Source organism: Bradyrhizobium sp. PSBB068 (assembly GCA_016839165.1).
In the GTDB taxonomy this organism is placed as follows: Bacteria; Pseudomonadota; Alphaproteobacteria; order Rhizobiales; family Xanthobacteraceae; genus Bradyrhizobium.
On the sequence record CP069300.1, the window covers coordinates 2,688,460 to 2,702,487 of the forward strand.

A 14,028-nucleotide genomic window follows, 5' to 3' on the forward strand; every position below is an offset into this window, starting at 1 on the left:
ACTAGCCGCCTGTCACGCTCATGTGGCGGCTGACGCTCGGGCGGTTGTGGCGGCGGTCGATGATGAAATCGTGCCCCTTCGGCTTCAGTCCGATGGCCCGGTCGATCGCCGCCGACAGCAGATCATCGTCCGGCGAGCTGCGCAGCGGCCGGCGCAGGTCGGAGGCGTCCTCATGGCCGAGGCAGGTGTGCAGCGTGCCGGTGCAAGTGATCCGCACCCGGTTGCAGGATTCGCAGAAATTGTGGGTCATCGGCGTGATGAAGCCGAGCTTGCCGCCGGTCTCGGTGACCCGGACATAGCGGGCAGGGCCGCCGGTGTCGTCGGCGAGGTCGGTCAGCGTGTAGTGCTTCTCGAGCCGCGCGCGCAGCAGCGACAGCGGCACATATTGATCGATGCGGCCTTCGCCGATGTCGCCCATCGGCATCACCTCGATCAGCGTCAAGCCCATTGCCTTGCCATGCGCCCATTCCATCAGCGCGGGAATCTCGTCCTCGTTCAAGTTCTTCAGCGCGACCGCGTTGATCTTGACCGCGAGCCCGGCCGATCGCGCCGCCTCGATGCCCGACAGCACCTTGTCGATGTCGCCCCAGCGGGTGATGCTCCGGAATTTTACGGGATCGAGCGTGTCGAGGGAGACGTTGACGCGGCGCACGCCGCAATCGGCCAGCTCCTGCGCGAAGCGCGCGAGCTGCGAGCCGTTGGTGGTCAGCGTCAGTTCGTCGAGCGCGCCCGTCGTCAGATGGCGTGACAGCGAACGCACCAGGCCCATCACATTGCGGCGGACCAGCGGCTCGCCGCCGGTGAGGCGGATCTTGCGCACGCCCTTGGCGACGAAGGCGGAGCAGAGCCGGTCGAGCTCCTCCAGCGTCAAGAGATCGGCCTTCGGCAGGAAGGTCATGTCTTCCGACATGCAATAGAAGCAGCGCAGGTCGCAGCGGTCGGTGACGGAGACACGCAGGTAACGGATGGTCCGGCCGAACGGGTCGGTCATCGGACGGAACAGCGTGTCGGGATGCGCCTGCGTGGATCCGTTCATTCAGCTCGAGCCTTGCAATCTGTCGCTGCGGGCCAAGCCGTGGCCGGCCCGCACGCACAATCTATGCATGTTGGCACAGCGTCACAATGCGTTCCAAGGGATGATCCGCAACCTGCAATGCGAATTGCAAAGTGATAGGCGAGGTAGATCGCGCGATGCATGATCGCAATCGCCGATGTGTCTCGACGAAAACCAAAACCCGGCCTTGGGCCGGGTTCTTTGTGCAGTGCGCAATGCTGCGTGCTAGCGCGTCGGAGCCGCCGCAGCCGGCGGCGCCGCGTCAGGCGCAGCGGCGGGGGCCGCAGCGGCAGCCGGCTTCGGCTTCTTCTTTTTCGGCCGCATCCCCTTGTGCGCGCGCGGCGGCGGGCCGGCGGGCTGCAGCTCGGCGAACACCGGGCTGGGATCGAGCGCGGTGGTGGCCGGGCTCGCGAAGTCGCCCGGCGAGCGGGTCACCGTAACCGGCACCGTCGCCGGTTGGAACTTCGGCATGTTGAAGGTGACGGTGAAGTTGCTCTCCGGCGTCGGGATCGACACGGAGCAGGGCGTTTTGCAGCCCGGTCCGATCGACGTCACGGCGTCGGCGCCTTGCGGATTCGAATCCAGCTGCACCTGCATTGGCGGTGGCGCGGACTTGAACGAATCCAATGAGAAGGAGGAGCAGCCGGCCAGGCTCAGCCCGGCGGCCGCAATTACGATGATACGACGCATGATCCACACTCTACTGCGGCAATCAGCCACAATCCCCGGCCCGACCATAGGAGCGTCGGAACAGAGGCGCAACAGGGCGAGGCCTGTTCGTTAAAGGATGGTTAATGAAAAAATCGCATGGCAAAACATTGCCAAGCGATATCAGTGTGTTGCGAAAAACTTATGTCGCGATGAGGCTGGCGATGGCGTCCGGCAGATCGCGCATATGGCTGATCAGCCGGTCCGGCTTCAGCTCGGTCATCGGGACGTCGGTATAGCCGAAATCGACCCCGATCACCGGGACGTTGGCGCGCCGGGCGACCCCGACGTCGGGGCCGGCATCGCCGACCATGATCGCGCCGGGCAGCCGGCCGCCGGCACGGGCCACCGTCTCGCGCAGGAACGCCGGATCCGGCTTGGCGATCCCGAACGTGTCCTGGCCGCAGATGGCGGCAAAGCGCGGCGTCAGGTCGAGCCTGTCGAGCAACAGCTTCGACAGCCACTCCAGCTTGTTGGTGCAGACCGCCAAGCGATGGCCCTTCGATGCGAGCCGGTCGAGCGCGGCCTCGAGCCCGTCGAACGGACGCGAGCCGTCGGCGATGTGCTCGGCGTAGAAGTCGATGAAATCCCTGGTCAGGCGATCGAGCTCACCGATGCTGACCACGCGGCCTTCCACTTCGAGCCCGCGCTCGAGCAGCTTGCGCGCGCCGGCGCCGATCATGTTGCGGGCGGCTGACAGCGGCACCGGCCGCAGACCTTCGCGGTCGAGCACGTGGTTCAGTGCGCTGATCAGGTCGGGCGCGGTGTCGACCAGCGTGCCGTCGAGATCGAACACGATGATGGGGGGAGAGGCGGCGGACATCACGCATTTCGCTATCGGGCTGCGCACCGCGATGCAAGAGCAGATGCGGCCGGAGAGCGGTTTTCGGCGATTTTGGCCGTGATCGATGCCGTTTCGTCCAGAAGACCGGTCCGGATGGCGCTGTTCCTGCCGGTGAATCGAGGCTAGATATGCGCCCGCTGGGCGGCCGATGGCGTGCCCGGAATCGACAACCGGGGGCTATCGGCACGTGGACATGGACGCACTGAAACGCCAGGCGGCGGCGCGCGCGCTCGAAGAGGTGCGCGACGGCATGAAACTCGGGCTCGGCACCGGGTCGACCGCCAAGCATTTCGTCGAGCTGCTCGGCGAGAAGGTCCGCGCCGGCATGAAGGTGATCGGCGTGCCGACCTCGGAGGCGACCCGGGCGGACGCGATCCGCTGCGGCGTGCCGCTGACCACGCTCGACGAGATCGACCATCTCGACCTCACCATCGACGGCGCCGACGAGATCGACCCCGCGCTCAATCTGATCAAGGGCGGCGGCGGCGCGCTGCTGCGCGAGAAGATCGTGGCCGCCGCCAGTGATCGCATGATCGTGATCGCCGACGACAGCAAATGGGTCGACGTGCTCGGCCGCTTTCCGCTGCCGATCGAGGTGATCCCGTTCGGGCTCGCCGCCACCCAGGCCGCGCTGGCGCGAGCGTTCGGTGAGGCCGGCGTGTCCGGCCAAATGGTCATCCGCAAGGGCAAGGACGGTCACGTTTTTGTCACCGATGGCGGCCACTGGATCGTCGATGCCCATCTCGGCCGGATCGGCGACCCGCCGCGTCTTGCGGGTCTGCTCAGCGTCATTCCGGGCGTGGTCGAACACGGCCTGTTCATCGGGCTTGGCAGCGTCGCCGTTCTGGCCGGCGCGCAGGGAATTCGGGTTGTTGAACGGCGATAGCGCCGCAAGCAAGGAGACTTGGAATGAAGCGTTTTTCGGGACTTTTGTCGGCGGCGGCCCTGGCTGCTGGACTGGCGCTGGCGGCCGCACCGGCCATGGCGCAGCAGCAGCTGCCTCCGATGCCCAAGGTCAAGCAGTCGACGCCCGCGGCGATCGCGGCTGCCAAGGAAATCCTGACCATGAAGAACGTGGCGGTGATGTACTCCGGCGCCGTTCCGGGGATCATCGAGAAGACCAAGACCGGTCTGTTGCAGCAGTACCTGAACTACCAGAAGGATCTCGACGAGGTCGCGGTGATCGTCGCCAAGCAGTTCGCCGGCGGTGAGAAGGAGATCGGCGAGGGCATGGCGCAGATCTACGCCGCCGAGTTCACCGAGCAGGAGCTGAAGGATCTCGTGACGTTCTACAAGACCCCGCTCGGCCAGAAGCTTTTGACCGCGGAGCCCACTGCAATCAACGGCTCGCTGCAATATATGCAGCAATGGGCCCAGCAGTTCGGCGTGATCGTCGCCGGCCAGTTCAAGGCCGAGATGAAGAAGCGCGGCAAGGATATCTAAAGGATATCTAAGCGCGCTTGTCACCTCGCCCCGCTTGCGGGGCGAGGGCGAAGAAAGAGGTTGCCATGGCCGAGTTCGACGTCGACCTGTTTGTCATCGGTGGTGGTTCGGGCGGCGTTCGTGCTGCCCGCATCGCCGCCAATTACGGCGCGAAGGTCATGGTCGCCGAAGAGTACCGGATGGGCGGCACCTGCGTGATCCGCGGCTGCGTGCCGAAGAAGCTGTTCGTGATCGGCAGCCATGTCCACCAGGAGATTGAGGACGCCGCCGGCTTCGGCTGGAACATCGGCCAGATCTCGTTCGACTGGGCAACCCTGGTCGCCAACAAGGACAAGGAGATCGCCCGGCTCGAGGCCGCCTACACCACCAATGTCGAGAAGTCCGGCGCGCGGATCGTAAAGACCCGCGCGGTGCTGGAGGATGCCCACACCATCCGCCTCGCCACCGGCGAGAAGGTGACAGCAAAGTACATCCTGATCGCCACCGGCGGTGCGCCCAACCATGGCCCGGCGGTGCCCGGCATCGAGCATGTGATCTCCTCCAACGAGGCGTTTCATCTCAAGGAGCTGCCGAAGCGGATCGTGATCCAGGGCGGCGGTTACATCGCGCTGGAATTCGCCGGCATCTTCGCCGGCTTCGGCTCCGACGTCACGGTGGTCTACCGCGGCGACAACATCCTGCGCGGCTTCGACGAGGACGTGCGCAAGCATGTCCGCGCCGAGATGGAGAAGCGCGGCATCACCATCATCACCGGCTGCACGGTGACCAAGGTCGACAAGCACGGCCGTGATTTCACGACGCATCTGTCGAGCGGTTCAAGCATCGCCTCCGACCAGGTGATGTTCGCGATCGGCCGCCATCCCAATATCGCAGGTCTCGGGCTCGAAGCTGCCGGCGTCGCCATCAATCCCGCCAATGGCGGCATCCAGGTCGACGGCTGGTCGAAGACCTCGGTCGACAACATCTATGCGGTCGGCGACGTCACCCACCGCGCCAACCTGACCCCGGTCGCGATCCGCGAGGGCCATGCCTTTGCCGACACCGTATTCGGCAAGCGCCCGGTTCAGGTCGATCACGCGACGATCCCGACCGCGGTGTTCTCGCAGCCCGAGGTCGGCACCGTCGGCCTGACGGAGCAAGAGGCGCGGGCGCAGTTTTCCCACGTCGACATCTACAAGACCGATTTCCGCCCGATCAAGGCGACGATGTCCGGCCGCGATACCCGCGTGCTGATGAAGCTCGTGGTCGACGGCGCGAGCGACCGCGTGCTCGGCTGCCACATCGTCGGCGATGCCGCCGCCGAGATCACCCAGGCGGTCGCGATCGCGGTGAAGATGAAGGCGACCAAGGCTGATTTCGACGCCACCATCGCGCTGCATCCGACCGCGTCCGAAGAGCTGGTGACGATGCGCACCCCGACCGCGCGCCACGTCCGCCAGGCGGCGGAGTAGGGCCGCTCGGCCGAGGCACTCTCCCGATGCGGGTTTGCGTGAAGAAAACGCGTCACATCCCGCATTGATGGCTGGGAACTGGGAACGCGCCCTGCCTGACAGCGCAACGCCGCCCGCTTAAAATACCTGCGAGCGGCGCTGTCTCTAGCCCCAGGAGGGTCGTGGCAAAATCCTGATGAGGATAGGTCTGCGGCAAGCGCGCATCGGTTTCATACCTCTGAAGGGGTAGGCTTGCCGCCGCGGCGATTGTGCACAGCATGGGTACGCAATTGGCCGCGCGCCATCTCGCACGCCTTGGAACCTTGCGCTATGCTGGCAGTTCCACTCTCAAACAGTTTGATGTCTCAAATTGAGGGAGCCGCCCATGACAGGTCCCACCGAGCAGGAAATTCGGACCCGCGCCTATGAGCTGTGGAAGGACGCCGGCGAGCCGCCAGGCCAGATGGATCAGCTCTGGTACAAGGCCGAACGGGAACTGCTGGCGCGCAAGGCCGCCAACGGCAACGGTGAAGCGCACGGCGAATTGAACGGCCATCAGCCGACGAGATATCAATAGGCATTGGCACGAGACACACCAGGCGAGTCCCGGATGATGCCGGGGTTCGCGATTTTCGGTTGATGCGCCGTCAACCGAATCTTCCGGTGATGAAGCGCTCGGTCTGCTTGTATTTGGGGCTGACGAAGATGTCGCCCACGGTGCCGAACTCGACGAGTTCCCCGAGATACATGAAGCCGGCGAAGTCGGACACCCGAGCCGCCTGCTGCAAATTGTGCGTCACGATGATGATGGCGTGATCCCGCTTCAGTTCGTCGATCGTCTGCTCGATCTTGGCCGAGGAGATCGGATCGATCGCCGAGCAGGGCTCGTCGAGCAGGAGCACGTCCGGGCCGGTTGCGATGACGCGCGCAATGCTCAGCCGCTGCTGCTGGCCACCCGACAAGTCGAACCCGTAACGCGTCAGATTGTCCTTCACCTCGTCCCACAGCGCGGCGCGGCGCAACGCCTGTTCGACGAGAACGTCCATCTCGGCGTCGCTGACCTTGCGCTGCAGTCTGATGCCGAACGCGATGTTGTCGTAGATGGTGGTCGGAAACGGCGTCGGCTTCTGGAACACCATGCCGATCCGCGCGCGCAACTGATACACATCGATCTTGCTGAGGATGTCCTCGCCGTCGAACAGGATTTCGCCTTCGGCACGCTGACCGGGGTAGAGGTCGTGCATCCGGTTCAGCACGCGCAGCAGCGTCGACTTTCCGCAGCCGGACGGACCCATGAAGGCTGTCACGCGCTTGTCATAGATCGGTGCCGAGACATTGCGGAGCGCCTGGCTGCCGTCCTCGTAGAAGAAATTCAGGTTCTTGATCCTGATCTTCTCGGTGGTCGCGGTCACGGTGGGCTTGCTGTTGACGATCGCGGCCATCGCCTGCCGCGCGGCTGCTTCGCGGTCGGACTCGGAGCCGATCGGTACAAAGTTCGTCGTGTACAGCATCAGCCGTCCCCCTCAGCATTGACATCGGCTATATCGATAGCCGGGGCGGTCCAGCGCGCGTTGATGCTGATCAAGGCGCGGCGCCGGCCTCGATCCACTCCCGCCATTGTCATTCCGAGCCTGGAGGCACCAGTGCACGACCCGATCGATCTCGCCGAAAAGCTGTCCACGTTCTCCGATCACTGGTCGCCGCGCACCGTGGCGCAGTTCAACGCCTGCGACGTCATGGTGGTGAAGGTGCAGGGCGCGTTCGTCTGGCACAAGCACGACGATACCGACGACTTCTTTCTTGTCTTGAAGGGCGTGCTCGACATCGAACTGCGCGACCGCACCGTGACGCTGAAGCCAGGCCAGATGTACATCGTGCCGAAAGGCGTCGAGCACCGCCCCGTCGCGCGGGAGGAGGCGCATCTGTTGCTGATCGAGCCGACCGGGACGGCGAACACGGGTGATGCGGCGACGGCGGCGGCGAGGAAGGTGGTGTGAAGCCTGCAACGCCCACAGGAGCCGAATACTGGAAGGCCGAGAAAGCGGACAAGAATGAGCCCAGCTGCGATTGCTTCCTAATCAGGCAAGAACTCGGAGGCAATTTTCGAGAGCAGCAGAGATAATTTTGCCGCGTCATTGCGTACTGAAACGAGGTCAGAAACCGGTCGCTTCTTTCTGATGTCTCGGGTGCGCACCGCGATGGCTTCGTTTTCCTTCGATCGCCGATGCTTCGCGCCGTTCGGAGCAACGTCAAGCATCCACATATTTCCGATCGGTGTGGCAAAAATCGCGTGAACGAAGTCGTTTCTTCCCTTAGTCGTGCTCTCAACTAAACTGAAAGCTTCTTCGGCGGTTTCTAAAATCGACCGATCGCGGCATTTCGCGCGAAGCACTTCGATCCATACCCTTGCGTTCGTATGGATGCTACTTGACGCTAACATTGTACGCGCTGTTTCTATTGGCAAATCCAAAACATAGTGCAGCGTATGGACGAGCAGATGTTCGCATTGTCCTTGAATCGCGCACAATTCTCCAAGCGCCTGCAGTTCCGAGCCAGCAAGCGGAATGCGAAATGCAGGTGCAAGGCGTTCCCGGCGCGCTATTTTGGCAGATCGCTGCGTTGACCGCATCGAAGGTATTGTCTCCCAATTACCAAATAAGCGGCGTTGCTATTGGCTTACGGACAAACGTCGAGCAGCACATTAGTGCGCCTTAACGAGCGGTATCGGATAGAAGGGGATGATAGCTGCGATAGGGATATCTCGAGCAACATATTTCGCGGCGGGATTTTTCCTCAGGAACTCCGCACGCTCCTCTTCATACCCTTGCTTGTCTCGTTGGCAATCTCCGTCACCACAATTCCAGTGATGGCAGGGACCGCGATTTTGAAGCGTCAAACCGGTTTGGCCCTTATATGGACGCACCACAAAACAGAACTTGGTTAGACGTTCGGCGGTCTCCGCGAATTGATCATTGTACCTCGCAATTCCATACACGAAGAAGTCAGCACGCTGGTCAGCCATATCTTCAAGAGTCTTGTTAATCAGCGAAATCGCGTCAACGGCCACTTTGCCGTGTGGGCCGATGAAGTAATCGGTCACGGTTGGATAGGCTTCCCTCGATTGCTTTCTTAGTTCTCCAGGATCATCGGGGCTGTCGGGCAATACAGGCACTGAGAATGATACTGCAGATGTCACGGTCATATTTTTGGTGGGCGTACTACCTGTGTTCTCCAAAATCGTCTGAAAGGTCCAGTAGCCCGGAAGGTCTTGGGATGCTGCTAGGCCTGTCGCGATGATGAAAGGCCGTTGGACCGCCGTGAACGCTTCGCGGGTCGTGCTGTCAGTTTTAAGCAATGCCCTCCACTGTATGTACCCAACGACGGTTGTGATGATGGCGACGATTGCGAGCACGGCGGTCCATATTACCAACCATCGAGTTAGCCGTAGGTTGGCCTCCGCAATTGCATCAACGGTAGCAACGCTATCCGAGGAGGCACTAGACTGCGAAGACAAGACTTGATTGGAAACCGGAAGAATTCTGCTCTCGTCCGCGGTGTGGGGGCTTGTGTTCTTCGGTTGCGTCGTCGGCCTCAGTTTGCCGCGCCTCTTTCCCATTTCCTTCGCGTCCTCCGCCCCATGCCCCGTGATCATACTCGAAATTTTGCAGACAACCTTCAGCAGTACAGCCGTTCTTCCACATGCGTGGAAATCAGGACGACGCCAGTTCGACAAAATAGAATTGTGCAGATTCTGAAGTGCGACTTATCATCTTTTTGCACCAAAGCACCAAATTCCCTAACCCAAACAAAGCGATCACCCCTGTCCAGTCCGGACGCGGAAAATATTCCGCTTGGCGTTTGACCCAACTCAGATGTTCAATGTGCGCGTCTCACCCGATCGAGGGGCGCTGCGCATCGTCAGGAGTGTTGCGGTGGGATGCGGTGGACGCCGAGGTCACGAGAGACGACGCGTGACGGAAGCGGACGGTGAAGTCGTGTGGTCCTGACGCCCAAGTGGCAGGTGTCTCGTCGCATTGCGCGGTGCGCGTTGCGAAGGCGGTGACAAACAAGCCAAGTCTCGCCGGGGAGAGCACGAAGTAAGCCGTAACCCATCGCGCAGGGAAAGCCGGGTTGTTCCCGGTTACACCTGTGGTCCTACCTCCCGCGTTTTTCACTACGCGGGACCCATGGGTGCGATCGGCACCCGGCTTTCCCTGCGCCCTCTGATTCAGAGCGGCGGAACGAAGAGCAAGGCTCGGGCAAAGATGTCGCGAGAACGCGGATGCGTGGCTCACCAATCGCGCCACATACCGACTGTCGTCCCGGCGCAGGCCGGGACCCACAACCACGAATGGCTGTTGTCACACGATGTCGGAACGACGAGTCCCTTCAACAATGTCTGCTGCGGCGTATGGGTCCCGGCCTGCGCCGGGACGACAATTGCGGGCGTACTCAAATCGATCACATCGCTGGAACGACAGCGGAGCGTGTGGCGCTTACCCCTCCGCCTCGAGCCACTCCGCGGCGCCGCGCCACAGCGCGTCGCGGTGTTCGCTGCGGAAGAAGCCGAAATGACCGATCTTCGGCACGCCGGCGTCCGCGGGGCTGATCGCGATGATCTCGGGCGTGATCGACGTGAAGGCGGAGCACAGCAGTTCGACCGCGGGACGCGTCGCCCAGGTGTCGTCGGTGATGGTGAGGGCGCGGAGCTTGCCCTTGAACTTCGGAAAATTTTCGCGCGCGGCAAGCGCAGGGTCGTCGAGCAGATAGCGCTCGCGCATCACCCAGCTGCGCCATTGCTCGAACACGCCGCGCGGCAGGTCCATGCCGAGGCCGGCCCAGGCGGGCACATAGCCGAGTGTGCGCGCCAATGGCAGGCCGATGCCGTTCATGAAGGCGACGACGCGGTAGCGCTCGGGCGAGGCCACCAGCTTCCAATGCGCGGCCTGCGAAGCGATCAGCAGCGCGCGCGGGATCTCGGCGTTGTTGGGCAACAGCCCGAGTGCCTGGCCGCCGAAGGAGTGGCCGACATAGGCAAACGGCAGGTCGCGGTAGCGCTCGCGCATCCAGCGCACGGCGGCGGTTGCGTCGAGCGCGGCCCAGTCCGCCATCGTGGCCTTGAAGCCGGCCAGCGACTTCGGCTTGTTCAGGCCGGTCGCGGCCATCGGCCTGCTATCGCCGGTGCCGCGGTAGTCGTAGGTGAGGACCGCCGCGCCGCGGCGGGCCAGGTAGCCGGCAAAACCGCGATAGACCTTGCGCGGCACCGCGGTCGCCGAGTTGATCAGGACGGCGTGGCGCTTCTTGGCCCGGGGCAGGAACAGCGTCGCGGCGAGCGGATAGCCGTCCGCCGCCGGCACGACGATGTCGTCGCTAAAAACGTCGTCCAGCGCGGCGGCGGCCACGGCGATTTCCCCGGCATTCATGCTATGCTCTACCAAATGCGAATTCGGATTTTCTTGCAAGGGCTTGACGGAATTGCAGGAATCCTTCTAGCGGGAGACCGGCGCCCTGTGTATAAGCCGGGCTTTCGTATGCCCGCGATTAAGTCGCGGTTTTTGCTCAGGAGTTGACCTCATGTCCGAGCGGTGGACACCCGATAGCTGGCGCGCCAAGAAGGTGCTGCAGGTGCCCGATTATCCCGATGCCAAGGCATTGGCCGATGTCGAGGCCCAGCTGGCGACCTTTCCGCCGCTGGTGTTCGCGGGCGAGGCGCGCAGCCTGAAGAAGGCGCTGGGCCGGGTCGCGGGCGGCGAGGCCTTCCTGCTGCAGGGCGGCGACTGCGCCGAGAGCTTTGCCGAGCACGGCGCCAACAACATCCGCGACTTCTTCCGTGTGCTGCTGCAGATGGCCGTGGTCATGACCTATGCCGGCGCGCTGCCGGTGGTGAAGGTCGGCCGCATCGCCGGGCAGTTCGCCAAACCGCGTTCGTCGCCGACCGAGAAGCAGGGCGACGTCGAGCTGCCGAGCTATCGCGGCGACATCGTCAACGACATCGCCTTCACGCCGGAAGCGCGTGTTCCCGATCCGCAGCGCCAGCTGATGGCCTATCGGCAATCGGCGGCGACGCTGAACCTGCTGCGCGCGTTTGCGACCGGTGGCTTCGCCAATCTCGGCAGCGTTCATCAATGGATGCTCGGCTTCCTGAAGGACTCGCCGCAGTCCCGCCGCTACAAGGAGCTCGCCGACCGCATCTCGGACGCGCTGAACTTCATGCGCGCCTGCGGCCTCGACCTCGAGAGCCATCCGGAGCTCCGCGCCACCGATTTCTACACCAGCCACGAGGCGTTGCTGCTCGGCTACGAGCAGGCGATGACGCGGATCGATTCCACCACCGGCGACTGGTACGCGACATCAGGCCACATGATCTGGATCGGCGACCGCACCCGGCAGCTCGACCACGGCCATGTCGAATATTTCCGCGGCATCAAGAACCCGATCGGCCTGAAATGCGGCCCGTCGCTGAAGCCGGACGAGCTCTTGAAGCTGATCGACGTGCTCAATCCCGACAACGAGCCGGGACGCCTGACGCTGATCAACCGGTTCGGCGCCGACAAGGTCGGCGATCATCTGCCCGGCCTGATCCGCGCCGTGCAGCGCGAGGGCCGCGTCGTGGTCTGGTCGTGCGATCCGATGCACGGCAACACCATCACCTCGACCTCGGGCTACAAGACGCGGCCGTTCGACCGCGTGCTGTCGGAGGTGAAATCGTTCTTCCAGATCCATGCGGCCGAGGGCACCCATGCCGGCGGCGTGCATCTGGAGATGACCGGGCAGGATGTCACCGAATGCATCGGCGGCGCGCGCGCCATCACTGATGAGGATCTCAACGACCGCTATCACACGGTCTGCGATCCCCGTCTCAACGCCGAACAGTCGATCGACATGGCCTTCCTGATCGCCGAGCTCCTGAAGCAGGAGCGCGCCGGCAAGGTCAAGCCGATGCCGGCCGCCGCGGGGTTGTGACTTGGGGCAGGTGACTTGGGTAGCTGACTTGAGGGCAGTGACTTGCTGAGGTTCTGGCGAGCCACCATCAACTCGCGCAACGGGCTGGCATTCGCCATCCGCTCGGAGCAGGCGATCCGCGAGGAGGTCGTGGCGCTGGCGCTGTCGGTGCCGCTGGCCTGGCTGGTCGGCGCCACCGTGATGCGTCGGGTCGAACTGGTCGCGACCGTGGTGCTGGTGCTGGTCATCGAGCTGCTCAACACCGCGATCGAGAAGCTCGCCGACCGCCTGACCATGGATCACGATCCGCAGATCGGGCGGGTCAAGGATATGGGCTCCGCCGCCGTCGGCGTCGCGCTCGCCATGGCCGGCCTGTTCTGGCTGTTCGCCCTCGCCGAGCGCATGGGTGCGTTTTAACCGTGACCGTGAATAAGCCGATCAAGCTTGCGGTGATCGGACGAGGTCTGATCGGGTCGGCGGCTGCGCGACATCTGAGCAAGATGGGCCACGAGGTTGCGCTGATCGGGCCCGGTGAGCCGGCCGATTTTCCGCGCCATGACGGCGTGTTCGGCAGTCACTATGATGAAGGCCGCATCACGCGGACCTACGATCCGCAAGCCTTCTGGCGGCAGATGAACCGCGCGGCGATTGCGCGCTACGGCGAGATTGCTGCGGAAAGCGGTGTCGATTTCTACCGGGAAGCCGGCGCGCTTCACGTCGGCAACAGCGAAACCACCGATGTCGCGTCGGTTGGCCAGGTCTGCGCCGACGAGGCGATCGGGTGTGAGGCCTATCGGGATGCGGCGCTCGCCGAGCGGTTTCCGTTTCTGCAATCAACCTCCGGCATGCTGGGCTATTTCGAGCCGCGCAATGCCGGATATATCAGCCCGCGGCGCCTGGTGCGGGCGCAGGCGATCGCGGCGGAGCACGCGGGCGCGCGGATCATCGACGAAGCTGCGCTCGGGATTTCGGAAACCGCTTCCGGTGTGACGATCCGGACGCGATCGGGCAACCTCGAGGCCGAGCGTGTGCTGGTTGCCGCCGGCGGGCATACCCAATCGCTGCTGGGCCGATCGTTGGGTGTTACGGTCTATGCGCGTACCGCGGCGCTGTTCCGGCTCGATCGGGCGGAAGTCGAACGCCTGGCCGGCATGCCGTCGATGCGCTGTCTCGGGCCGAAGGGCGATAACCCCTATATCCTGCCGCCGATCCCGTATCCGGACGGCCAGACCTGGTTGAAGCTCGGCGGCGATCCGGTCGATCGTCCGCTCGGCAGCGAGGCCGACATCAAGGACTGGTTCCGGTCGGGCGGTTCGGTCGACGTCGCGGATCACCTGCAAGCACAGATCCTCGATCGCATTCGCGACCTCGAGTTCGAGGAGCGCCGCGTCGTGCCCTGCATGACCAGCTTCGGCGACACCGGCTTGCCGCTGATCGGACCGCTGTCGGAGCGGGTCACCGTCGCATTCTGCTGCTACGGCAAGAGCGCGAAATGTTCGGATGAACTGGGCCGGTTGGGTGCTCTGGCGCTGCTCGGCGAGGTGAGGGCGGAGCTTGCACCCTGACGAGGGATGCCAGTGCGATTTCTGCAATCGCACCATGACCGG

The 14,028-nt window shown here is 63.6% G+C and carries 15 protein-coding genes; 8 read left to right on the forward strand and 7 right to left on the reverse strand.

Going from position 1 to position 14,028, the window contains the following annotated elements; genetic code table 11:
- Position 1: 1 nt before the first annotated feature.
- From moaA to JQ507_12320, 3 genes are all read right to left on the reverse strand, one after another.
- The gene (moaA, locus tag JQ507_12310; protein QRI72192.1) at positions 2–1,036 is read right to left on the reverse strand and encodes a GTP 3',8-cyclase MoaA; all 1,035 of its coding nucleotides are present in this window, start codon (positions 1,034–1,036) and stop codon (positions 2–4) included.
- 243 nt (positions 1,037–1,279) lie between these two features.
- Positions 1,280–1,744 (reverse strand): hypothetical protein, encoded by a 465-nt coding sequence (locus tag JQ507_12315; GenBank protein QRI72193.1) that lies wholly within the window; start codon positions 1,742–1,744, stop codon positions 1,280–1,282.
- Between the two features lie 160 nt (positions 1,745–1,904).
- Positions 1,905–2,585 (reverse strand): HAD hydrolase-like protein, encoded by a 681-nt coding sequence (locus JQ507_12320; GenBank protein QRI72194.1) that lies wholly within the window; start codon positions 2,583–2,585, stop codon positions 1,905–1,907.
- Between the two features lie 208 nt (positions 2,586–2,793).
- Here JQ507_12320 and rpiA point away from each other — a divergent pair, with 208 nt between their 5' ends.
- The 4 genes from rpiA (at position 2,794) to JQ507_12340 (ending at position 6,056) form a co-directional block, all read left to right on the forward strand.
- Positions 2,794–3,492, forward strand: a complete 699-nt coding sequence (gene rpiA, locus JQ507_12325; protein ID QRI72195.1) for a ribose-5-phosphate isomerase RpiA — start codon at positions 2,794–2,796, stop codon at positions 3,490–3,492.
- A gap of 23 nt (positions 3,493–3,515) precedes the next feature.
- Positions 3,516–4,049 (forward strand): DUF2059 domain-containing protein, encoded by a 534-nt coding sequence (locus JQ507_12330; protein ID QRI72196.1) that lies wholly within the window; start codon positions 3,516–3,518, stop codon positions 4,047–4,049.
- Positions 4,050–4,114: 65 nt separating this feature from the next.
- Entirely contained in the window at positions 4,115–5,500 is a 1,386-nt protein-coding gene (gor, locus tag JQ507_12335) for a glutathione-disulfide reductase (protein ID QRI72197.1), read from the forward strand.
- A gap of 364 nt (positions 5,501–5,864) precedes the next feature.
- Positions 5,865–6,056, forward strand: coding sequence for a DUF2934 domain-containing protein (locus tag JQ507_12340; protein ID QRI72198.1), 192 nt, complete (start codon positions 5,865–5,867; stop codon positions 6,054–6,056).
- Between the two features lie 70 nt (positions 6,057–6,126).
- Here JQ507_12340 and pstB read toward each other — a convergent pair whose 3' ends face one another.
- A complete protein-coding gene (gene pstB / locus JQ507_12345) occupies positions 6,127–6,921 on the reverse strand; it encodes a phosphate ABC transporter ATP-binding protein (GenBank protein QRI73314.1) in 795 nt (264 codons plus the stop codon).
- A 201-nt stretch (positions 6,922–7,122) separates the two neighbouring features.
- On the opposite strand from pstB, the gene JQ507_12350 reads away from it, so the two are divergent.
- Positions 7,123–7,476 (forward strand): cupin domain-containing protein, encoded by a 354-nt coding sequence (locus JQ507_12350; protein ID QRI72199.1) that lies wholly within the window; start codon positions 7,123–7,125, stop codon positions 7,474–7,476.
- Positions 7,477–7,553: 77 nt separating this feature from the next.
- On the opposite strand, the gene JQ507_12355 is transcribed toward JQ507_12350, so the two are convergent.
- From JQ507_12355 to JQ507_12365, 3 genes are all read right to left on the reverse strand, one after another.
- Positions 7,554–8,108, reverse strand: coding sequence for a hypothetical protein (locus JQ507_12355; protein QRI72200.1), 555 nt, complete (start codon positions 8,106–8,108; stop codon positions 7,554–7,556).
- Positions 8,109–8,180: 72 nt separating this feature from the next.
- Complete coding sequence (locus JQ507_12360; protein ID QRI72201.1) at positions 8,181–8,891, reverse strand: hypothetical protein; 711 nt, start codon at positions 8,889–8,891, stop codon at positions 8,181–8,183.
- Positions 8,892–9,975: 1,084 nt separating this feature from the next.
- Positions 9,976–10,902 carry an alpha/beta fold hydrolase gene (locus JQ507_12365; protein QRI72202.1) on the reverse strand — a complete coding sequence of 309 codons (927 nt, stop codon included), beginning with the start codon at positions 10,900–10,902 and terminating at the stop codon, positions 9,976–9,978.
- A gap of 151 nt (positions 10,903–11,053) precedes the next feature.
- Here JQ507_12365 and JQ507_12370 point away from each other — a divergent pair, with 151 nt between their 5' ends.
- The 3 genes from JQ507_12370 to JQ507_12380 are packed head-to-tail and all read left to right on the forward strand — an operon-like array spanning position 11,054 to position 13,986.
- Positions 11,054–12,442 carry a 3-deoxy-7-phosphoheptulonate synthase class II gene (locus tag JQ507_12370; GenBank protein QRI72203.1) on the forward strand — a complete coding sequence of 463 codons (1,389 nt, stop codon included), beginning with the start codon at positions 11,054–11,056 and terminating at the stop codon, positions 12,440–12,442.
- 42 nt (positions 12,443–12,484) lie between these two features.
- A complete protein-coding gene (locus tag JQ507_12375) occupies positions 12,485–12,838 on the forward strand; it encodes a diacylglycerol kinase (GenBank protein ID QRI72204.1) in 354 nt (117 codons plus the stop codon).
- A gap of 2 nt (positions 12,839–12,840) precedes the next feature.
- Entirely contained in the window at positions 12,841–13,986 is a 1,146-nt protein-coding gene (locus tag JQ507_12380) for an FAD-dependent oxidoreductase (GenBank protein QRI72205.1), read from the forward strand.
- Positions 13,987–14,028 lie beyond the last annotated feature (42 nt).

Coding starts and splice junctions, on each gene's coding strand:
- moaA (QRI72192.1), bottom strand. CDS start 1,036: ATGAACGGATCCACGCAGGCGCATCCCGACACGCTGTTCCGTCCGATG.
- JQ507_12315 (QRI72193.1), bottom strand. CDS start 1,744: ATGCGTCGTATCATCGTAATTGCGGCCGCCGGGCTGAGCCTGGCCGGC.
- JQ507_12320 (QRI72194.1), bottom strand. CDS start 2,585: ATGTCCGCCGCCTCTCCCCCCATCATCGTGTTCGATCTCGACGGCACG.
- JQ507_12330 (QRI72196.1), top strand. CDS start 3,516: ATGAAGCGTTTTTCGGGACTTTTGTCGGCGGCGGCCCTGGCTGCTGGA.
- gor (QRI72197.1), top strand. CDS start 4,115: ATGGCCGAGTTCGACGTCGACCTGTTTGTCATCGGTGGTGGTTCGGGC.
- JQ507_12340 (QRI72198.1), top strand. CDS start 5,865: ATGACAGGTCCCACCGAGCAGGAAATTCGGACCCGCGCCTATGAGCTG.
- pstB (QRI73314.1), bottom strand. CDS start 6,921: ATGGCCGCGATCGTCAACAGCAAGCCCACCGTGACCGCGACCACCGAG.
- JQ507_12355 (QRI72200.1), bottom strand. CDS start 8,108: ATGCGGTCAACGCAGCGATCTGCCAAAATAGCGCGCCGGGAACGCCTT.
- JQ507_12365 (QRI72202.1), bottom strand. CDS start 10,902: ATGAATGCCGGGGAAATCGCCGTGGCCGCCGCCGCGCTGGACGACGTT.
- JQ507_12370 (QRI72203.1), top strand. CDS start 11,054: ATGTCCGAGCGGTGGACACCCGATAGCTGGCGCGCCAAGAAGGTGCTG.